This is a genomic window from Vibrio sp. DNB22_10_4, from assembly GCF_052879755.1.
In genome coordinates this window covers 131,690-153,093 of record NZ_JBNNXW010000004.1, presented here as the reverse complement: position 1 = coordinate 153,093, position 21,404 = coordinate 131,690, and the positions used below count along the sequence as shown (strand labels likewise).

Here is a 21,404-nt window from a genome sequence, read left to right as displayed (position 1 = left end):
CTTTTGTTCTCGCTCAATAGTAAAAAAAGAAGCATACATTTCGAACATCGTGCGATTAAATCTCGCAATGTGATATAGGACGTTAGTGTCATTATGGGAAAGTCACTAGTTATAGTGGAGTCACCTGCTAAAGCTAAAACCATTAATAAGTACCTCGGTAAAGACTTTATTGTTAAGTCGAGTGTGGGTCACGTGCGTGATTTGCCAACTGCCGGTCAGAGTACAGGTAAAAAAGCGGCTGCGGTGTCTACCAAAGGCTTAAGTGCTGAAGAAAAAGCACGCATTAAAAAAGAAAAAGACCGTAAGGCACTCATCAAAAAGATGGGCATCAACCCATTCGACGACTGGGCAGCAAACTATCAAGTGCTACCTGGTAAAGAAAAGGTAGTTGCAGAGCTGCAAAAGCTTGCCAAAGACGCTGACCACGTTTATCTCGCAACCGATTTGGACCGCGAAGGAGAAGCTATCGCATGGCACCTTCGTGAGATCATCGGTGGAGATGAAGAGCGATACAAGCGTGTGGTCTTTAACGAGATTACTAAAAATGCTATCCAACAAGCGTTCCAGGATCCTGGTGAGCTGAATATGGATGGTGTTAATGCTCAGCAGGCGCGTCGTTTCCTCGACCGAGTTGTGGGCTTTATGGTGTCTCCGCTACTTTGGAAAAAAGTAGCCAGGGGCTTGTCTGCTGGCCGCGTACAGTCGGTGGCAGTAAAGCTGTTGGTAGAGCGTGAGCGTGAAATCAATGCATTTATTCCAGAAGAGTTCTGGGATATTCATGCAGACACTAAAACAACAGATAAAACCGACTTCCGTTTACTTGTTGCTCAGAAGCAAGGTAAGGCGTTTAAGCCTGTTAACGAGGCGGAAGCGAAAGCAGCGGTCGCAACACTAGATAAGGCCGTGTACGAAGTTTGCAAACGTGAAGACAGACCAACACAGAGCAAACCGTCGGCGCCATATATCACGTCAACACTGCAGCAGGCGGCAAGTACACGTCTAGGCTATGGTGTGAAAAAGACCATGATGCTCGCTCAAAGGCTCTATGAGGCGGGTTACATCACTTATATGCGTACTGACTCGACTAACCTCAGTGCAGAAGCTGTGGATGCGTTACGTGGCTTTATTGATAGTGAATTCGGTGACGCTTACCTACCGGCTAAGCCAAACTTCTACGGTAGCAAGGAAGGGGCGCAAGAAGCGCACGAAGCGATTCGTCCATCAGACGTGAATGTTAAAGTTGACGATCTGAAGGGGATGGAAGCGGACGCTCATAAACTGTATGCGTTGATTTGGAATCAATTTGTTGCGTGTCAAATGACGCCAGCGAAATACGATTCGACGACCATCAGTGTTAAAGCGGATGACTACACGCTAAAAGCGAAAGGCCGTATTCTTAAGTTTGATGGTTGGACTCGCGTACAGCGTCCAATGGGCAAAAATGAAGATGCAATTCTTCCAGCCGTTCAGTTGGGCGATAAGCTCGACTTAGTCGCACTGGATCCAAAACAGCACTTCACTAAGCCGCCAGCGCGCTTCACTGAAGCTGCATTGGTTAAAGAGCTTGAGAAACGTGGCATTGGCCGTCCGTCGACCTATGCTTCTATCATCTCTACGATCCAAGATCGCGGGTACGTGAAAGTGGAACAGCGTCGTTTCTACGCAGAGAAGATGGGCGAGATCGTTACTGACCGTCTAGATGACAGCTTTACCGATTTGATGAACTATGACTTTACCGCTCGTATGGAGCAGAAGCTAGACCAAATCGCCGAAGGTGAGACGAACTGGAAGCAAGTTCTGAATGACTTCTTTGCCGAGTTCACCACCGATCTTGGTAAAGCGGAGCTTGATGAAGACCATGGCGGTATGAAGCCAAATCATATCGTTGAAACTGACATCGAGTGTCCAACCTGTGGTCGCCCAATGGGCATCCGCACAGCGTCAACAGGTGTATTCCTGGGTTGTTCTGGTTATGCGCTGCCGCCGAAAGAGCGTTGCAAAACGACCATCAACCTTGGTGATGAAGAAGGCATTATCAATGTTCTAGAAGAAGACGTTGAAACCGCTGCACTTCGTGCTAAGAAGCGTTGTCCAATCTGTGAAACGGCAATGGACGCGTACTTGATTGATGACAAGCGTAAGCTTCACGTGTGTGGTAACAACCCGAACTGTGAGGGTTATGTGGTTGAGCACGGCGAGTTCAAGGTGAAAGGCTATGATGGCCCAACCGTTGAATGTGATAAATGTGGTTCTGAGATGGTGCTGAAAAACGGCCGTTTTGGTAAGTACATGGATTGCACCAGCGAAACCTGTAAGAACACGCGTAAGATCCTTAAGAACGGTGAAATCGCACCGCCTAAAGAAGATCCTGTGCATTTCCCTGAGTTACCTTGTGAAAACTCAGATGCTTACTTTGTACTGCGCGACGGTGCTTCTGGCCTGTTTATGGCCGCAAGTAACTTCCCTAAATCACGTGAAACACGTGCGCCATTGGTCAGTGAGCTTGCTCGCTTTAAAGAGCGCTTATCACCTAAGTTTGTTTACTTAGCCGATGCGCCAACAGAAGACCCTGATGGTCGTCCAACCGTCGTTCGCTTCAGTCGTAAGACCAAAGAGAACTACATTCGTTCAGAGATCGATGGCAAGCCGTCTGGCTGGACTGGTCTTTATGTTGATGGTAAGTGGGAAATCACTGACAAACGCAAGAAGCCAAAAGAGTCAAAGGCGTAACAGCGCTTAGTGACTCTAAAGTGACAAAAAACCTGATGTGTCGTTTGATACATCAGGTTTTTTATTGGTTTGAAAACATCCTGCTATACAGAACACAAAAAGCAAAAGAGCCGCATCACTGCGGCTCTTAAATGTCTTTCGCTTGCCCTGTCTTTCGAGCAGAGTTACTTGTCTTCTGACAAACCAACAAGCGCCGACTGAGTTTCCATAATATGAGCATCGATATCGCTAGTATTGCTGATACCTAGTTGCTCACGAGCCTCATCTTCACTGATTCCCAAGTGGCAGCACAGCAAATCGATGGCCATCTGAAAGTTGTTGTTCTCTACCATGGTGGTTTCCTTTTCCTATGGGCTTTGGGACTGATAGGGACTTTATCTCGTCAGTGCTAGAGTCACAATAAGACTAAAGTCTAAGACTTTTCCCAAGCATCTCCTCATACAACCATTCCGCATTAAGTGACTTGTGCAGCACGCAGTGGATGTGCCTATAATAGCCTCACTATTTCAATACGTTATTCTTTATAAAGTAGTCAAAAGATTAATGCTTTGTTGCAATTTAAAGCTTAACCTTGAATTTCAAATCCACGACACTATGTATATATTGAATGTGAAAAATGCCACTTGGATCTCAAAGTAGTGTTGATACTGCGAGCAAGATAACAATCACCAAGAGAAAAACACAAAGGCATGATGCTCAAGTAACATTGAGTAGATAGAAAATAGCTTCTTAATCTGGAGAAATGTAAATGAAGCGAGTAGCACTCTTTTTAGCGACTAACCTTGCTGTAGTTTTGGTATTGAGTATTGTCCTCAATATCGTCTACGCGGTGACAGGTATGCAGCCTGGCAGCCTATCAGGGTTACTCATTATGGCTGCAGTATTTGGCTTTGGTGGCTCGTTTATCTCTTTGATGATGTCAAAGAGCATGGCGCTGCGCTCAGTAGGCGGAATGGTGATTGAAAGCCCACGCAACGAGACAGAGCACTGGCTATTAGAAACAGTGAGCCGTCAATCACAGCAAGCGGGTATTGGTATGCCAACGGTTGCTATTTATGACTCGCCTGACATCAACGCATTTGCGACGGGCGCAAAACGTGATGATTCACTAGTCGCGGTATCTTCAGGTCTGCTGCACAACATGACTCGTGATGAAGCAGAAGCGGTTCTTGCGCACGAAGTGAGCCACATCGCCAATGGTGACATGGTCACCATGACACTGATGCAAGGTGTGGTTAACACGTTTGTTATCTTCCTATCGCGTTTTATTGCCAATATCGTCGCTTCAAACAACTCGGATGAAGAAGGCGAGGGGGGCAGCAACATGATGGTTTACTTCGGCGTCTCGTTTGTTCTTGAAATGGTGTTCGGCTTCCTAGCGAGCTTTATCACCATGTGGTATAGCCGTCATCGTGAGTTCCATGCTGATGCTGGAGCGGCAAGCCTAGTCGGTAAGCAGAAGATGATTGCGGCGCTTGAGCGTCTTAAAATGAGCCAAGAATCTCAGCTTGAGGGGTCAATGATGGCATTTGGTATCAATGGTAAGCGTTCTATCACAGAGCTATTGATGAGCCACCCACCGCTAGAAAAACGCATTAACGCACTACGTAGCGAACAGTACTAGTACTGAACCCCAAACAACTCGAACCTATTAAAAAGCTTGGAAAATTTTCCAAGCTTTTTTTTGATCCTTTCAAAATTGCGACCCGTAATAGTTATACAAAAAATTGGAAACGTAAAAACTTGTATAAGTTTTGGGGTGTACTAACGTGTACAGTAGGAACAAATGTATAACTAACAAAGGGTTGTTATGAATATCGAAGCCGTCAGCGAGGTTTACGGAAAACTGAGCAAAGACAACCTGTATTTGCTCGAAGACATTTATCACAAGGACGTGGTGTTTGAGGACTCTGCTCACCGTTTCGAAGGCTGGGATCAGCTCTCTGCGTATTTCGACTCTCTTTATACCAACGTCATTCAATGCGACTTTCACATCCGTCATCACCAACAAGTAGAAGACACGGGTTTTCTTACTTGGACGATGAAGCTTAAGCACCCAAAACTCAACGGCGGGCAGCCTGTTGAGGTTAACGGGGTCAGTCAGATCCGCTTTAGCGGAGACCGCGTGATTTACCATCGCGATTATTTCGATTTAGGCGAAATGCTGTATGAGAACATACCGCTGCTTGGTGTGGTCATTAGAAATATTAAGCAAAGGTTAGGGAAGTAACGTTATGGAGCATCAGTCGGTATTCATCACAGGCGCTTCCTCAGGCATAGGACGGCAGTTGGCTGAAGACTATGCCGCAACGGGTATACATGTCTACGCGTGCGGTCGTTCGGAAATAAAACTAGAAGAAGTGAAAGCAGGCCGAGACAACATTACTACTCTGAGCTTCGACGTTACTGACATAGAGCAGGTTAACCAAGCCATCAGCGCTCTAACAGAGCCACCGACGCTTTGGATAGTGAACGCTGGGGACTGTGAATATATTGATAATGGCGCGCTTGATGCTGCGCTGATTGCGCGAGTGATGAACGTCAACGTCAACGGCAGCGTGAATGTGTTAGCGGCTATCCAAGACAGACTCGATGAACGTCACCACGTTGTTGTAGTGAGCTCTATTGCAGGTGAATTGGCTTTGCCACGCGCTGAAGCCTATGGTGCATCAAAAGCCGCAATTACTTATCTAACCAGAACATTGCAGCTTGATTGGCAGCACAAAGGCGTATTGGTGAGTTGTGTGTTTCCTGGCTTTGTAAAAACACCACTCACCGACAAAAACGATTTTGACATGCCAATGATAGTCTCGTCAGAAGACGCATCAGTGGCAATACGTGAAGGCATTGATAAGCGCCGAGCGACGATTTACTTCCCGAAAAAGTTTACCTCTATTCTTAGGGCAATTGCAGCTTTGCCCTATCGTTGGCAAACCAAAATAGTGGCTAAACTTCTATAAAAGAAATTAAGGATAATAATAATGAAGATTGCAATTGTAGGAACTGGAATATCAGGCCTAACGTGCGGGCATTATCTACATAAAGACCACGAAGTAACGTTATACGAGGCCAACGACTATATAGGGGGTCACACAGCGACCATTGATGTTGAACACGAGGGTAAGCAGTACGCTGTTGACACTGGCTTTATCGTCTACAACGACCGCACTTATCCAAATTTCATCAAAATGATGAACGAAGTTGGGGTGAAAGGTAACCCAACTCAAATGAGCTTTAGTGTAAAGAATGAGGCGAATGGGCTCGAATATAACGGCCATACTATTCCGACTCTATTTGCTCAAAAACGTAATCTATTCAACCCGACCTTCTACCGCTTCATCTTCGAGATTTTAAGGTTTAACAAACTTGCAAAGGCGTCTGCCGATGACGACAGCTTAGTAGAGCAAACTCTGGGAGAGTTTTTACAATCGAACGGCTTTTCGGATTACTTCACTCAAAACTATATCTTGCCTATGGGCGCAGCGATCTGGTCGTCGACGTTGGCAGACATGCGTGCGTTCCCGTTACGCTTCTTCCTGCGCTTTTTCTTGAACCACGGCTTACTTGACGTGGTGGATCGCCCGCAATGGTATGTGATTGAGGGTGGCTCACGCGCATATATTAAACCTTTGACTCGAGGCTTTGCACAGTGCATTCGATTGAACTCGCCAGTCAGCCGTGTTGAACGTCATGATAACGGCGTCAGTGTCACATCAAACGGCGAGACTGAACGTTTTGACAGGGTCATCTTTGCCTGTCATAGCGACCAAGCTTTGGCGATGATTGATGATGTTTCAGATGAAGAGCGCGATATTCTGGGCGCAATGGCATATCAAAATAATGAAGTGGTGCTGCATTGCGACACTAGCGTATTGCCGAAGCGCCAAGCGGCGTGGGCTTCATGGAATTACGCATTAGATGGTGGTGAGGGCGAGCAGCAACGCTTACCGACATTAACGTACAACATGAACATCTTGCAGCACATCGAATCAAAAATCACCTTCTGCGTGTCACTGAACTCAGCAGACAAGATACAGCAAGACAAAATACTGCGTACCTTCAATTACAGCCACCCAGTCTTTACTACCGAGAGCATTGCCGCTCAGCAGCGACGAGAGGAGTTATGGGGCAAGCGTAACACTTGGTTCTGTGGTGCCTACTGGTACAACGGTTTCCATGAGGATGGCGTTCGCAGCGCACTAGATGTGGTGAAAGGAATCGAACAAGAGGCTTCGCAAACAGCGCCTGTTGCACAAACGCTGGCGCGAGGAGCGGCGTAATGTCTGTTTCAAGCCGCTTGATGATTGGTGAGGTCGGACATCGGCGGTTTACACCGACTAAGCACCACCTCTCTTATCCGCTGTTTATGCCCGCTATCGATCTTGATGAGGTCGATACCCTCCAACGACGAGTGTGGGGTTTTGGACGTCGCTGGTGGCATTGGGCTCGGTTTAAGCGTGAGGATTACATTGGTGATGGCGACTTAAAGTTAGCGGTTCAAGACAAAGTCCTTGAACTGACCGGCGAAAAGGTTAGCGGCAAAGTCATAGCAGTATGTCACCTTCGTTACATGGGTTTGTATTTTAGCCCAGTCAACTTCTACTATTTATATGATGAGAAGAACCAATGGCGATATTTACTGGCAGAGGTGAGTAATACACCTTGGAATGAAAGACATTATTATGCCATAGCCGCTGAAGCTGGTGACGAAAACGTCAATTGGCAGCATGACAAAGCGTTTCATGTGTCACCGTTTAATCCGGTTGACCAACGTTACCACTGGAAGCTTAAACCTTTGAACGAACGGCTATTTGTCCACTTGGAGTGTCATAAACCCAACAAAGTCTTCGACGCGACACTTCAAATGAAAGCGCAGCCGTTCACGTCATCTTCTTTACTAAAACAATTGGTCAAAACACCCATAATGGCCGTAAAAGTTGTGGCTGGAATATATTGGCACGCCTTTAAGCTATGGCGAAAGGGGGTACCAATATACGACCATCCAGGAAAAAACAATAAAGAATTTTCGCAGCAATCGAATTCTAAGAATTAGGGAGAATTCCAATGTTACAAACTACGTCCCTAGACGTGCCAAAGACGCTCACAGGCTTACAGAAAACCGCGAAAGGTGTTGCCTTTGGGTGTTTGCAGAAATTGGAAATTGGTACGTTAACTATCATCGAGAGCTTTTATAGCGACGGTGCGAGTACACGCCAAGTGGAAGAGCGCTTTGGCTCACCACGATCAAATGAACCAGCGGCCGTCATCGAAGTGAAGCATCCTGAATTTTACCGACGCTTGCTTCAAGGTGGGAGTATTGCCGCTGGTGAGGCGTATATGGATGATTGGTGGGATAGCCCAGATCTTTCTGCGTTAATGGAGCTGATGGCACTTAACCTTGCCGCCTTGGATTCGATTGAAGATAAATCGAGCTTGCTGACCCGAATCATGTACAAGCTGGGTCACTGGGTGAATCGTAACACGGTTACTAAATCGAAAGAGAACATCGAGGCGCACTATGACCTAGGGAACAGCCTTTATGAAACTTTCCTCGATGACCGAATGCTGTACTCATCAGGCGTCTATCAACAAGACACAGACACCTTAGAGCAAGCGCAGATCAATAAAATGGATCGTTTGTGCCAGCAACTGAAACTGCAACCGAGCGACCATGTGATGGAAATTGGCACAGGTTGGGGCGGCATGGCGATTTACATGGCGAAGCATTATGGCTGCCGTGTCACAACCACCACTATCTCTGAAGAGCAGTATGCGTATGCGCAGCAGAGGGTTGCCGAAGAGGGGCTGACAGATAAAATTATCCTGCTTAAACAAGATTATCGTCTGCTTGAGGGGCAATTCGATAAGTTAGTTTCAATTGAAATGATTGAGGCAGTGGGTAAGCAGTTTTTAGTTTCCTACCTTAAGAAGTGCCAATCGCTACTGAAACCAAAAGGCTTGATGGCGATACAAGCGATTACTATCGCCGACCAGCGCTATGATTATTACTCTGACAACGTCGACTTTATCCAGAAATACATTTTCCCTGGTGGCTTCTTGCCTTCCATTACCGCGCTAACATCAAACACCACTAAGCACACCGATTTGATCGTCCGCGACTTATTCGACATTGGCCAGGATTACGCGAAAACCTTAGTGGACTGGCGCCTTCGTTTTGAAGCGGCGTTAACACGCGTGCGTGAGCTCGGATACGACGAACGTTTTATCCGTATGTGGCGTTATTACTTCTGCTACTGCGAAGGTGGCTTTAGAGCGAAGAGCATCAGTACTGTCCATGTCACGTTTCAGCGCGGCCAGTAGTATCAGCTAAATGGAGTAGAGCGATCATGAGTCGTGGATGGAAGTTGTTGATAGTGAGTACTTGGTTCCAACTGATGTGGGCGCTATCCGTATTGGGTCAGGAGCGTTTTCAATGGCTCGCACTTGCCATCGCAGCGATCACCGTTGTGACTACCTTCAAACAGCTCAACCTGTCACTGCCTATCTGGGGAGCTATTGTTGGACTGGGTTTAGTCGTGGATAGTGCGAACGCACTGACTGGTGTGTTGGTCTTTGATTCGACGTTGATTCCTATATGGCTAGTGGCTCTATGGCTTATTTTTTCTTGGTATGCGAACTTTCTTGCTAGTTTTCTGACATCTTATCCGATTTTCATCGTAGTAATAGTGGGTGGTGTGGGAGGAGCGCTAAGTTACTTCGCAGGGTTCAAACTCGGCGCTGTGGATACACACCTTTCTATTTTTACGATGATGGCGCTACTTTTTTTGCAATGGGTTGCCATCGTGTTCGTTGTTCTTCGATTGAGCACATACTCGGAGCGGAAGGTGAGTCATGAAAGCTAAAGGGTTACTTGGATTAGGTTTAGCGTTGGCAGTGGGCAGCGCCTCTGCAACCAGCGACAGACCCGTGAGTTATGAAGGTTGGGGACAGTGGAAAGTCGTCGGAGAGGCTCAGCTCTCATGGCTGTTCTTTGATATATACCGCTCACAGCTGCTTGCGCCGCAAGGCACTTATGCGTTGGGAAGCGATGTGTCTCCTCATCCTATCGCGCTGCGCATTGAGTACCAGCGTGATATTAGCCGAGACCAGTTACTGGAAGCGACGCTCGATCAATGGGAGAAAATGGGCATCGATAAAGAGACACGAAGTCGTTGGATTGCCAAGCTGTATGACATTTTTCCAAGTGTCGCCGATGGCCATCAGCTGATATACGTGACCGACGGTGCTTCGGGCAATTTCTACTATTTAAACCGCGACAAACCGATGCAGAACGTGGGCCGTATTGAAGATGAGTCTCTCAATGACGGTTTTCTGTCGATTTGGTTGGGCAATAATACTCAGTACCCTAAGCTACGCGCTCAGCTGATAGGCATGAATCGACAATAAGGAATAATAATGAAACGTATGCGTTGGTTGGCTTCATTCTTGGTGCTTCCTCTCGTCCTACTGCTCAGTGCTTGCAGTGCTGATTTGAAGGACTATCAAGGTTCTACTCCCGAGTTTAATTTATTTGAGTACTTTGAAGGCGAAACAAAGGCTTGGGGCATGGTGCAAGATTACACCGACAAACAAACCCGTCGCTTTGAAGTCGTTATTGTTGGCACTGTACAGGGAGATCAGATCACACTGGTTGAAGACTTCGTGTTCGACGATGGCGAATTGGATCAGCGTATTTGGACAATAGAGCGACTGGCTGATGGAACATACCAAGGCCGAGCTGACGATATCATCGGTGAAGCCAAAGGCGAGGTGGTTGGTAACGCGCTTCGTTGGCAGTATGACTTTGAATTGGAAGTCGACGGTTCAACGTACACGGTAGCGTTTGATGATTGGATGTACCGGCAGGATGACAAACATCTGTTCAACCTAACTAGCATCCGCAAGTTCGGTATGGAAGTTGGAACAATTACCCTGTTTTTTCAAAAGCAGTAGGGGCTCCCAAAGCAGCAGCTCTGCCGCTACAGGGACTTGGTACACAGACGTAAAAACGGCGGCGATATCATTATCGCCGCCGTTTTATTTTGCACTCAAACTAGCGCTATCGCTAAGTAGAGTCGTCCAGCCTTACAGCTTATCAGTTAGCTCGATAGCTTGACCGATGTAGTTCGCTGGTGTCATTTGTTTTAGACGCTCTTTTTCGTCTTCTGGAAGCTCTAGGCCGTCGATGAAGTTACGCATCGCTTCACCGTCAACACGCTTACCACGAGTCAGCTCTTTTAGCTTCTCGTATGGCTTCTCGATGCCGTAACGACGCATTACTGTTTGTACAGGCTCTGCCAATACTTCCCAGTTTTTGTCTAGTTCAGCAAGAAGCGCTTCACGGTTTACTTCTAGCTTGCTGATACCTTTAAGCGTAGACGTGTAAGCGATGATCGCGTAGCCACAGCCAACACCTAGGTTACGAAGTACTGTTGAGTCAGTAAGGTCACGCTGCCAGCGAGAAACAGGCAGTTTTTGTGCTAGGTGAGCGAAAACTGCGTTTGCTAGACCTAGGTTACCTTCTGAGTTTTCAAAGTCGATTGGGTTAACTTTGTGAGGCATAGTTGAAGAGCCGATTTCGCCAGCGATTGTCTTCTGCTTGAAGTGACCAAGAGCAATGTAACCCCAAACGTCGCGATCGAAGTCGATAAGAATCGTGTTGAAACGTGCAATCGCATCGAATAGCTCAGCAATGTAGTCGTGTGGTTCGATCTGAGTTGTGTATGGGTTCCAAGTTACGCCAAGAGATTCAGTGATGAACTCTTCGCTGAACTTGTGCCAGTCTAGCTCAGGGTATGCAGAAAGGTGAGCGTTGTAGTTACCTACTGCGCCGTTGATCTTACCTAGGATTTCTACAGACTCGATTTGCTTGTATTGACGTTCCATACGGTAAGCAACGTTCGCCATCTCTTTACCCATTGTAGTAGGGGAAGCTGGCTGGCCGTGCGTACGAGAAAGTAGTGGAATATCACGGTACTCTTCAGCCAGTTTGCTGATAGCGTCGATGATGTTACGGATTTCAGGAAGAACAACCGTGTCACGAGCTTCTTTAAGCATTAACGCGTGAGACGTGTTGTTGATGTCTTCAGAAGTACAAGCGAAGTGGATGAACTCGTTTACAGCGTGAAGCTCTGGTACACCCGCTACTTTTTCTTTTAGGAAGTACTCAACCGCTTTAACGTCGTGGTTAGTTGTACGTTCGATTTCTTTAATGCGAGCCGCGTCTTCTTCGCTGAAGTTAGCCGCTAGTTCATCAAGAAACTGGTTCGCTTCTGCACTGAATGCTGGAACTTCTTTGATTGCATCCGTAGCTGCTAGTTTTTGCAACCAACGAATTTCAACGATAGAGCGGTACTTTAGTAGGCCAAACTCACTAAAGATGCTGCGAAGTGCAGTTGTCTTACTACCGTAACGGCCGTCTACTGGTGAAACAGCAGTCAATGCTGACAGTTCCATGATGTTCTCCTGAATTGGGTTTCTAAATTTCGTGAGCTTTATACCAATAACTGCGGCATTTGTCACGAACATTGCGCAAACGTTTGCGCTAAATGTATTTTGGTAGAAAAAGTAAACTCGCACAGGGTGCGAGTTTGTATTCGATGCCGCTAGCAGAGCATCCTTAAAGCGTGCACCAAGCCTTGAGCAGATTCCTGCCTGCGCGGGAATGACCGTAGTCTAGAGTTTTACTAACCCCAATCAGTCGTCACCCCTGCGAAGGCAGGGGTCTACTTAAAGCGAATACTTGTTCTGAATTGATGCGAATCTACGTAGTAAAAGCTCCTAGAAGCTTAATGGCAACGCATTGTTGAATTACATTCGAGCAAGCAGAATCTGTGCTTGTTCAATCATTTTCTTGCGTCCGAACACTAAGTGTCTACGCTTACCACCTACTTGTCGCCATAAAACAGCACTACGAATACCAGACAGTAGCAGAGCGCGTACTTTCTGCTGCGTAGAGGTTTGCTGAAGTACTGCTGGAGTCCCCGTCACTTGAATGCGAGGTCCAATTGGGCTGATGACGTCTAAGTAAACGCTAGCGAGGTTGCTGATCATTTGCTCATCGAGTAGCTCATAGTGATCAAGTTGACGCTCAACCATTTGCAAGCGGTCACCAAGCTGCGCCATAGCGTCATTGCGAGAGTTTAGTTTACGTTCTAGAGCCATCAAGCTAATGATATAGCGGGTGATTTCGCTACCCGTAGGGGTGCTGTCGATCCCATTCACTAGGCACTCGAGTCCGATTTTTAGATCAGACTCGATACCGAACACGTCAAGTGTATTCGACGGGTTCATGTTAGTGATCGCTTTGATTGAGGTTTCAAACGCGTCTGAATCACAGTAACCGTCTTTAGCAACACGTTGAACGAGGGCAACGGCTTGGCAAATCCCTGCAAACGCTATAGTACGGTCATAAAGTGTATTAGCCACGTAGTTCTCCTAAGAAAATAATCTGCGAATTGTGTTTAGATGCGCTCTTCGATGATGCCGCCACCAAGACAAACATTGCCGCTGTAGAATACCGCAGATTGACCTGGGGTGACTGCGACTTGTGGCTCATCAAAGATCACTTTAATGTTTTCATCGTCGATAGGAATGATAGTACAAGGGATATCCTGTTGACGATAACGGGTTTTCACTGTGCATTGTAACGGCTGCGTGATCGCTTGGCGATCAACCCAGTGCAGTTGCGAAGCGCGAAGTCCATTAGATTTTAGCAGTGGGTGGTCAGCACCTTGTACCGCGATAAGGACATTGCGTTTCAGATCTTTCTCTGCAACGTACCAAGGGTCTTCGTTGCCACCACCGCCTTTTTGGCCGCCAATATGCAGACCTTTACGTTGACCGAGCGTGTGGTACATAAGACCTTGGTGTTCACCGATTTCTTTGCCTTCAGGCGTCTCAATTTTACCCGGTTGTGCTGGCAAATAGCGAGACAAGAAGTCTGTAAATTTGCGCTCACCGATAAAACAAATACCGGTTGAGTCTTTTTTCTTGGCCGTAATCAGACCTTGCTCTTCAGCAATGCGTCGTACTTCTGGCTTCTCAAGTTCACCCACTGGGAACAAGCTGCGCGCAACTTGGTCGTGGCTTAACGTATAAAGGAAGTAGCTTTGGTCTTTATTGCTGTCTAGGCCACGTAACATTTGTGGCGCTTCACCGTTCTCAGGGAAAGTGCGGCTTACATAGTGCCCCATGGCAATATAATCAGCATCTAGCACTTCATCTGCAAACTCTAAGAACGCTTTAAACTTGATTTCTTTGTTACAAAGAATGTCTGGGTTTGGCGTACGACCTGCTTTGTATTCTGCAAGGAAGTATTCGAAAACATTGTCCCAGTACTCAGCCGCAAAGTTGATCGTATGCAGGTGGATACCTAGCTTGTCACAAACCGCTTGTGCGTCGGCAAGATCTTCCGCTGCTGTGCAGTATTCCTCGTTATCATCTTCTTCCCAGTTCTTCATGAACAGGCCTTCTACTTGGTAGCCTTGCTGTTTCAGAAGATAGGCAGAAACAGAGGAGTCTACACCGCCGGACATCCCGACAATCACTTTCTTTTGGCTGTTATCAGACATGTATAAATACCACCTAATTAAATTGGACGCCGATTCTAGCAGAAACCAAACCAGCAATACAGTTCCGCGAGATGAATCACACTTTTCTAACCCCCTCAAATGCGTCCTAATAGGGAGAAAAACAAGGCTTATAACAAAAAAATTGATACGTAAACGTTTGCTAAAATTGCGTATGTTGCCGAGGTAATCTATACAGAGGTAGAATCGCCGCCCTTAACCCTTCTTATTTACTTATGACGAAGACAACCGTATGAAATTCCCAGGCCAAAGAAAGTCAAAGCACTACTTCCCTGTTCATGAGCGAGACCTGCTCGTTAGCCAATCGCAAATCAGCAAGAAGATGTCACGTACGCACATCATTGGTATTGACCAAACCTTGGTGGACATTGAAGCAAAAGTTGACAGCAGTGTGATCGATAAGTTTGGCCTAAGTAAAGGGCACTCGTTGGTTATTGATGACCAAGCGGCGGAAGCTTTATATAACGAGTTGAAGGATAAAGAGCTGATCACCAATGAATACGCTGGTGGCACGATTGGTAATACGTTGCACAACTACTCTGTATTAGCGGACGATAAATCGGTTCTGCTTGGTGTTATGAGTGCTGATATTAAGATTGGTAGCTATGGTTACCGCTATCTGTGTAATACGTCTAGCCGAATGGATCTTAATTATCTTCAAGGTGTAGAAGGTGCAATTGGCCGCTGCTTTACCTTGATTACCGAAGATGGTGAGCGTACTTTCGCAATCAGTGAAGGGCAGATGAACCAACTTCGTGCGGATAGTATTCCTGAAAAAATCTTCAAAAAAGCGTCGGCTTTGGTTTTAACCGCGTATTTGGTGCGTTGTAAAGATGGCGACCCAATGCCAGAAGCAACAATGCAAGCAATCGAATACGCCAAGAAATATAATGTTCCAGTTGTATTAACGCTCGGTACGCGCTTCGTGATTCAGGACGACCCTGAATATTGGCGCGACTTCTTGAAACAGCATGTTTCTGTTGTTGCAATGAATGAAGATGAAGCGGAAGCACTCACTGGAGAAAAAGATCCATTAGCAGCTTCAGATAAAGCGCTTGATTGGGTTGATTTGGTGCTTTGTACTGCTGGCCCTGTCGGTTTGTACATGGCGGGTTATACAGAAGATGCATCTAAACGTGAAACGAGTTTACCTCTATTACCTGGTTGTATTGCTGAATTCAATCGTTTTGAATTTAGTCGACCAGCGGTAAAAGACGCCTGTGATAATCCTATTAAAGTCTATTCACATATTGCGCCTTATATGGGCGGCCCAGAAAAGATTAAGAATACCAATGGCGCGGGTGATGCGGCGTTGTCTGCGTTGTTACATGATATGGCGGCAAATAAATACCATAAAGAAAATGTACCTAACTCAAGCAAACACCAGCATACTTTCTTGACGTATTCATCATTCTCACAAGTGTGTAAGTACTCGAACCGAGCAAGTTATGAGGTATTGGTTCAGCATTCACCTCGTCTTTCTAGAGGTTTACCTGAAAGAGAAGATAGCCTTGAAGAGGCTTATTGGGAAAGATAAAAAGAAAGCGCCAGTTATTGGCGCTTTTTTTATAAATGACTAAAGGAGTTTGAATTAAATTTCAAACTCTTCTAGAGATTTGCCTGCGTCTAGTGCTGCTTGGATAACAGAAGGTGTACGACCTTGACCTGTCCAAGTTTTTTCTGCGCCAGTTGCATCTACATATTTGTATTTTGCAGGACGTGGAGCGCGCTTAGCCTTTGCTTTACCTTTAGATTCACCAGAAAGCGCAGCAATAAGGTCTTCAACGTCAATGCCGTCTTGAGCGATCATCTGCGCATATTCAGTTAGCTTAGCTTCACGAGCTTGTTTCGCTTCACGCTCTTCTGCTTCTGCTTCTTGTCTTTCACCAACAACAGTTGTTAGCTTTTCTAGTGCTTCTTCCAGTTGCTCAAGAGTAAGTTCACGAGCAAATGCACGCAGGCTACGAATATTAAGTAGAGTTTTAGTTAATTCAGACATGACATTCCCATGAGTTATTTATTTGGTTTCGATTAATAATAAACATCAAATTTAAAATTGACAATATTTTCATTGGGTGAAAACAATAAAAATAAGAATTCTTACAAAAACTTGATAATTGAAGATGATAAACGTGCTCAAAACCTGACGCTCAGGAAAGATTGACGCAATATTGATTCAATTGTGAATCTTTCTTCATAAAAGACGCTACAATTTTGGATTTTGTTGCATATTGTACTAGGAGCCTGTTTTGTAGAGCGAATCAATAGAGATAAAGTAATTATTCAAATTACTATTGATGTATTTATAACCGCAATGTCGTGAAAGAGTTTATAAAACAATATGGAATACGTCGCATAAATCGCTAAAAATGTGATTTTCTTTACTAAAAAGCGTCGAGATAGCTTTGAGACTATGATGTTTACAAGGTGAGTCAATTCTTTACCAAGTTGCAACATCATTCATGTTGCAATTGACGATTTCATAAGTACAATGGCTCGCACCTAATGCAAGAGAAAGCACATTCTTTTATTTTGGCCGCTCTGGCTAGTGAATGATTTCTCTTGATGTAGAGGCGCGATAATGATCAGTAACCATCGTTGGGGTGATACCTATGAACGATGATGAAAGGCATTGTCGCCGAAGTGAGAAAAGACCATCAATCTTCCTCGCTGGGGTTGTCTTCGAAAGGAACAACACTGCCATAGTCTATTATATTGTTAAACTATGGAGCGCTACTGTAGGGTTGGGTGAAGTGTTCGCTTCCCTTTCGCTTAGTTCAACGTTTGCGTCTGGACTTCTCGTCTATTGACGCATGTCTGCAGTAGATCTCTGACCATAATAAAAACTGGTTTTTGAAGATCATGAATTTAATCGATTTTGCTACATCACCATTATCACTGCTACCGCCGATCGTAGCATTGACTCTGGCTATTATTACCCGTCGCGTTTTACTATCGCTGGGTGTTGGTATCGTTTTAGGTGCCTTCTTACTTAATGATTATTCTGCAGTAAACGCCGCAGGTTACGTGTTCGACACCGTTTCGGGTGTGGTTATTGAAGATGGCGGCCTAAATACTTGGAACATGAGTATTGTTGGCTTCTTGTTGCTATTGGGCATGATGACTGCGTTGCTGACGCTGTCTGGCGGCACCAAAGCTTTTGCTGAATGGGCGCAGGCTCGAGTGAAAAGCAAGCGTGGTTCAAAGCTACTGGCAGCATTTCTAGGCGTATTTATTTTCGTTGATGATTACTTTAACAGCCTAGCAGTCGGTGCGATCTCTCGTCCTGTTACTGACCGTTTCTACGTATCACGCGCGAAACTAGCCTATATTCTTGACTCTACCGCTGCGCCAATGTGTGTGCTAATGCCAGCGTCAAGCTGGGGTGCATACATCATGACTATCGTTAGCGGTATCTTGGTTGCTCATGGCATTACAGAATACTCTGCAATTGGTGCTTACGTTCGCCTTATTCCAATGAACTTCTACGCTGTATTTGCTCTTTTGATGGTGTTTGCCGTTGCCTGGTTCCAACTTGATGTGGGTCCAATGCGCAAGCATGAGCTGAACGCGAAACAAGGTCTAGGCTTCGATAAAGACAAAGAGAACGACGCGAAAGAAGCGCATGAGCTGAATGAAGAGTTGGATATTAAAGAAAGCGATTTTGGTTCTGTTTCCGACCTAGTGCTTCCTATCTTAGTTCTTATCGGCGCTATGATTGCTGCGATGATTTACACCGGTGGTCAAGCTCTGGCTGCGGATGATATTGCATTTAACCTACTTGGCGCGTTTGAAAATACTGATGTAGGCACTTCGCTTATTTACGGTGGCTCTGCAGGTCTTCTAACGGCAGTATTTACAGTTGTTAAACAAAAGCTGTCTGCAGCTGATATCGCAACGACGATGTGGATTGGTGCGAAATCTATGTTCGGCGCCATTCTTATTCTATTCTTTGCATGGTCCATCGGCTCTGTTATCGGAGACATGAAGACGGGGGCGTACCTTTCTTCAACCGTTCAAGGCAACATTAATGTACATTGGCTACCAGTCATCCTGTTCCTGCTGTCAGGCCTAATGGCGTTCTCTACTGGTACATCTTGGGGTACGTTTGGCATCATGCTACCAATCGCAGGTGACATGGCGGGTGCAACGGATATCGCTATGATGCTGCCAATGCTAGGCGCAGTACTAGCGGGTTCAGTGTTCGGTGACCACTGCTCTCCAATTTCAGATACGACGATTCTCTCTTCTACAGGTGCACGTTGTAATCACATTGACCACGTCTCTACGCAGTTGCCATATGCGCTTTCTGTTGCGTTGGTGTCTTGTGTTGGCTTTATTACGCTTGGTATGACAACTTCAGTCGCGATTTCTTTTGCGGCGGCTACAGTGACGTTTATCGCAGTGTGTTTCGTACTGTCCGCGCTTTCTAAGGCTAGAATGGCCAAGGAAGCGAGTGTATAAATAAATCATTTGATTTATCGAGGAGCCCATGAAATGGGCTCCTTTTTTTTGTTTGTTGCTAAAGGAGCAACTAGTAAGTGCAGTTATTTCCATACTAATTAGCTAGTACGAAAAAAAATTAGCCCGATCTGTAAAATAGGGGTTGAAAATCGGCATGAGCTTAGTTAGTGTGAGGGTACAGATACAAAGGAACCCAGTAATAAGTATGCAAAATTTTGATATGAACATTCATCATCATTACCATCACCCAGCTTAGTCTTTCGGGAGATGTCTGCATACCCGAGAGCTAGGTAAAACTCTCGGAGGTTCGATTTAAGATTTAAAGAATGAAACCCTCGGGAGACCAAAGCTCCCGAGGGTTTTTTCGTTTTATAATTTCAAAATCAATAATTTGCACAGGGATACAGCAATGCAAACACAACGCCTAAGAATTGCGATTCAGAAAAAGGGTCGCCTAAGTAAAGAGAGCCAAGACCTACTGAAAAAGTGTGGTGTTAAGTTCAACGTAATGGGTGAGCGTCTTGTTGTACACTCACTAAATATGCCAATCGATCTTCTGCTTGTTCGAGATGATGACATCCCTGGCTTGATTATGGATGGTGTTGTCGATCTTGGCTTCATTGGTGAGAACGAGCTGGAAGAAGTGCGCCTTGACCGTAAAGCACTGGGAGAGGCAAACGAGTTCAAAACGCTTCGTCGTCTAGATTTCGGTGGTTGCCGTCTGTCTATCGCCATTGATAAAGACGAAACATACAACGGCCCTCAAGATCTTGCTGGTAAACGTATCGCGACCACCTACCCACAACTTCTTAAAGCGTACATGGATGAGCAAGGTGTCGACTTTAGTGCATGTATGCTAACTGGCTCTGTTGAGGTTGCGCCGCGTGCAGGTCTTGCTGACGCAATCGCAGACTTAGTTTCAACAGGTGCGACGCTTGAAGCGAATGGTCTAAAAGAAGCTGAAGTCATTTTCCGCTCGAAAGCGACGCTTATTCAACGTATGGGTGAGTTTGATGCCGACAAACTTGCACTTATCGACAAGCTTCTTACTCGCATGCAAGGTGTTCAACAGGCGAAAGAATCTAAATACATCATGCTGCACGCACCAGTTGAGAAACTAGAGCAAATTAAATCATTGCTTCCCGGTGCAGAAGACCCAACCGTTTTGCCACTATCGACAGACAAAGAGCGCGTAGCGGTTCACCTAGTGAGCACTGAGAACCTATTCTGGGAAACGATGGAACAGCTTAAAGAACTGGGTGCAAGCTCTATTCTTGTCCTTCCAATTGAGAAGATGATGGGGTAATCGATGAGAACGGTAGTTTGGCAACACTTAAGTCAATCTCAGCAAGAATCCGTACTTGAGCGCCCGGCAATTACTGAAGGCGCAAACATTACGACAGCAGTGACTGAGGTTATAAATCAAGTTCGCAGTGAAGGTGACAAGGGTCTTCTTGACTTAACCGAGAAGTTTGATCGTGTACGCCCTGAATCGATTCGCGTTTCTGCTGATGAGATTGAAGCTGCTTCTGGTCGCTTGTCTGAAAAAATGAAGCAAGCACTTGAGCAAGCGTATTCCAATATTGCTAAGTTTCACAAAGCGCAGCGTCCTGAAGCTCTGCGTGTGGAAACACAACCTGGTGTGGTTTGTGAGCAGGTAACGCGACCTATCAATAAAGTCGGTCTGTATATTCCAGGTGGCAGTGCACCGCTTCCATCTACCGTTTTGATGCTTGGTGTACCAGCGCAGATTGCAGGATGTCGCAAAGTGGTACTTTGTTCGCCTCCGCCCATTGCTGATGAGATTTTGTACGTTGCGAAGCTGTGTAAAATCGATGAAGTATATAACGTTGGTGGTGGCCAAGCGGTCGCAGCTATGGCATACGGTACAGAAACTGTATCTAAAGTAGATAAGATCTTTGGCCCTGGTAACGCATACGTAACTGAAGCGAAGCGCCAAGTGAGTAACGATTTCCGTGGTGCGGCGATTGACATGCCGGCTGGCCCTTCTGAAGTTCTTGTTATTGCCGATGAAACGGCAGATGCAGATTTCGTAGCATCGGATCTACTGAGTCAAGCTGAGCACGGGCCAGATTCTCAAGTGGTACTGGTGACACCATCACCAATCATTGCAGATCAGGTAACAGAAGCAGTGAAGCGCCAACTGAAACAGCTATCTCGTGCTGATATTGCTGAAAAAGCGTTGGGCTCTAGTTTAATTATTATTGCTGAGTCGTTGACGCAATGCGTTTCGATTTCCAATTACTATGGCCCAGAGCACCTGATTGTTCAGACTAAGAGCCCACGTGAACTTCTGCCTTTGTTGGATAATGCAGGATCTATTTTCTTGGGTGATTGGTCACCTGAGTCAGCGGGGGATTACGCATCAGGTACCAACCACGTTTTGCCGACCTATGGTTACACTCGCACTTATTCAAGTCTAGGTTTGGCGGACTTTTCAAAGCGCATGACGGTTCAAGAGTTAACGGCAGATGGCTTATTAGGTTTGGCACCTACCGTTGTGACTATGGCGGAAGCTGAAGGCCTAGACGCCCACAAACGTGCTGTGACGATTCGTGTAGAGAAGCTCAACGCACAAAAAGCGTAGATGGGAGAGTG

The 21,404-nt window shown here is 45.9% G+C and carries 19 protein-coding genes, 1 riboswitch and 1 other annotated feature; of the genes, 14 read left to right on the top strand and 5 right to left on the bottom strand.

The window, feature by feature from the left end; translation table 11 throughout:
* Positions 1–93: 93 nt before the first annotated feature.
* Positions 94–2,730: a type I DNA topoisomerase gene (topA, locus tag ACVA6Q_RS13435; RefSeq protein ID WP_446647846.1), complete on the top strand. Its 2,637-nt coding sequence runs from the start codon at positions 94–96 to the stop codon at positions 2,728–2,730.
* 164 nt (positions 2,731–2,894) lie between these two features.
* Here topA and ACVA6Q_RS13430 read toward each other — a convergent pair whose 3' ends face one another.
* Positions 2,895–3,062 (bottom strand): hypothetical protein, encoded by a 168-nt coding sequence (locus tag ACVA6Q_RS13430; protein ID WP_353496606.1) that lies wholly within the window; start codon positions 3,060–3,062, stop codon positions 2,895–2,897.
* A 416-nt stretch (positions 3,063–3,478) separates the two neighbouring features.
* Here ACVA6Q_RS13430 and htpX point away from each other — a divergent pair, with 416 nt between their 5' ends.
* The 9 genes from htpX (at position 3,479) to ACVA6Q_RS13385 (ending at position 10,683) form a co-directional block, all read left to right on the top strand.
* A complete protein-coding gene (gene htpX / locus ACVA6Q_RS13425; RefSeq protein ID WP_112477852.1) occupies positions 3,479–4,354 on the top strand; it encodes a protease HtpX in 876 nt (291 codons plus the stop codon).
* Between the two features lie 186 nt (positions 4,355–4,540).
* Positions 4,541–4,960 carry a nuclear transport factor 2 family protein gene (locus ACVA6Q_RS13420; RefSeq protein ID WP_042501824.1) on the top strand — a complete coding sequence of 140 codons (420 nt, stop codon included), beginning with the start codon at positions 4,541–4,543 and terminating at the stop codon, positions 4,958–4,960.
* Between the two features lie 4 nt (positions 4,961–4,964).
* A complete protein-coding gene (locus ACVA6Q_RS13415) occupies positions 4,965–5,690 on the top strand; it encodes an SDR family NAD(P)-dependent oxidoreductase (protein ID WP_446647845.1) in 726 nt (241 codons plus the stop codon).
* A gap of 21 nt (positions 5,691–5,711) precedes the next feature.
* On the top strand, positions 5,712–7,010 hold the full coding sequence (locus tag ACVA6Q_RS13410) for an NAD(P)/FAD-dependent oxidoreductase (RefSeq protein WP_446647844.1): 1,299 nt from the start codon (positions 5,712–5,714) through the stop codon (positions 7,008–7,010).
* Entirely contained in the window at positions 7,010–7,783 is a 774-nt protein-coding gene (locus tag ACVA6Q_RS13405; RefSeq protein WP_446647843.1) for a DUF1365 domain-containing protein, read from the top strand. Before ACVA6Q_RS13410 ends, ACVA6Q_RS13405 begins: the two co-directional genes overlap by 1 nt.
* An 11-nt stretch (positions 7,784–7,794) precedes the next feature.
* The gene (locus tag ACVA6Q_RS13400) at positions 7,795–9,051 is read left to right on the top strand and encodes a cyclopropane-fatty-acyl-phospholipid synthase family protein (protein WP_353496601.1); all 1,257 of its coding nucleotides are present in this window, start codon (positions 7,795–7,797) and stop codon (positions 9,049–9,051) included.
* 26 nt (positions 9,052–9,077) lie between these two features.
* Positions 9,078–9,593 (top strand): DUF2878 domain-containing protein, encoded by a 516-nt coding sequence (locus ACVA6Q_RS13395; protein WP_446647842.1) that lies wholly within the window; start codon positions 9,078–9,080, stop codon positions 9,591–9,593.
* Complete coding sequence (locus ACVA6Q_RS13390; RefSeq protein ID WP_353496599.1) at positions 9,583–10,137, top strand: chalcone isomerase family protein; 555 nt, start codon at positions 9,583–9,585, stop codon at positions 10,135–10,137. Before ACVA6Q_RS13395 ends, ACVA6Q_RS13390 begins: the two co-directional genes overlap by 11 nt.
* Positions 10,138–10,146: 9 nt before the next feature.
* Complete coding sequence (locus tag ACVA6Q_RS13385) at positions 10,147–10,683, top strand: DUF3833 domain-containing protein (protein ID WP_446647841.1); 537 nt, start codon at positions 10,147–10,149, stop codon at positions 10,681–10,683.
* Positions 10,684–10,815: 132 nt separating this feature from the next.
* Here the strand turns inward: ACVA6Q_RS13385 and purB are convergent, their stop codons facing one another.
* The 3 genes from purB to mnmA all read right to left on the bottom strand — a co-directional run bounded on the left by purB (position 10,816) and on the right by mnmA (position 14,303).
* The gene (gene purB / locus ACVA6Q_RS13380; RefSeq protein ID WP_042501845.1) at positions 10,816–12,186 is read right to left on the bottom strand and encodes an adenylosuccinate lyase; all 1,371 of its coding nucleotides are present in this window, start codon (positions 12,184–12,186) and stop codon (positions 10,816–10,818) included.
* Positions 12,187–12,540: 354 nt separating this feature from the next.
* Positions 12,541–13,158: a high frequency lysogenization protein HflD gene (hflD, locus tag ACVA6Q_RS13375; protein ID WP_418642070.1), complete on the bottom strand. Its 618-nt coding sequence runs from the start codon at positions 13,156–13,158 to the stop codon at positions 12,541–12,543.
* A gap of 35 nt (positions 13,159–13,193) precedes the next feature.
* Complete coding sequence (gene mnmA, locus ACVA6Q_RS13370; RefSeq protein WP_353496596.1) at positions 13,194–14,303, bottom strand: tRNA 2-thiouridine(34) synthase MnmA; 1,110 nt, start codon at positions 14,301–14,303, stop codon at positions 13,194–13,196.
* Between the two features lie 250 nt (positions 14,304–14,553).
* Here mnmA and ACVA6Q_RS13365 point away from each other — a divergent pair, with 250 nt between their 5' ends.
* On the top strand, positions 14,554–15,858 hold the full coding sequence (locus tag ACVA6Q_RS13365; RefSeq protein WP_112460465.1) for an inosine/guanosine kinase: 1,305 nt from the start codon (positions 14,554–14,556) through the stop codon (positions 15,856–15,858).
* A 54-nt stretch (positions 15,859–15,912) separates the two neighbouring features.
* On the opposite strand, the gene ACVA6Q_RS13360 is transcribed toward ACVA6Q_RS13365, so the two are convergent.
* Positions 15,913–16,320, bottom strand: coding sequence for an H-NS family histone-like protein (locus ACVA6Q_RS13360; RefSeq protein WP_353496595.1), 408 nt, complete (start codon positions 16,318–16,320; stop codon positions 15,913–15,915).
* Positions 16,321–16,881: 561 nt separating this feature from the next.
* A riboswitch (Lysine riboswitch) is annotated at positions 16,882–17,065 on the top strand.
* Between the two features lie 118 nt (positions 17,066–17,183).
* Between ACVA6Q_RS13360 and ACVA6Q_RS13355 the strand changes: the two genes are divergently transcribed.
* From ACVA6Q_RS13355 to hisD, 3 genes are all read left to right on the top strand, one after another.
* Entirely contained in the window at positions 17,184–18,785 is a 1,602-nt protein-coding gene (locus ACVA6Q_RS13355) for a Na+/H+ antiporter NhaC family protein (RefSeq protein ID WP_353496594.1), read from the top strand.
* A gap of 231 nt (positions 18,786–19,016) precedes the next feature.
* Positions 19,017–19,153 (top strand) — a sequence feature (His leader region).
* A 41-nt stretch (positions 19,154–19,194) separates the two neighbouring features.
* Positions 19,195–20,091 (top strand): ATP phosphoribosyltransferase, encoded by an 897-nt coding sequence (gene hisG, locus ACVA6Q_RS13350; protein WP_112477863.1) that lies wholly within the window; start codon positions 19,195–19,197, stop codon positions 20,089–20,091.
* 3 nt (positions 20,092–20,094) lie between these two features.
* Positions 20,095–21,393, top strand: a complete 1,299-nt coding sequence (gene hisD / locus ACVA6Q_RS13345) for a histidinol dehydrogenase (protein WP_446647840.1) — start codon at positions 20,095–20,097, stop codon at positions 21,391–21,393.
* Positions 21,394–21,404: the final 11 nt, after the last annotated feature.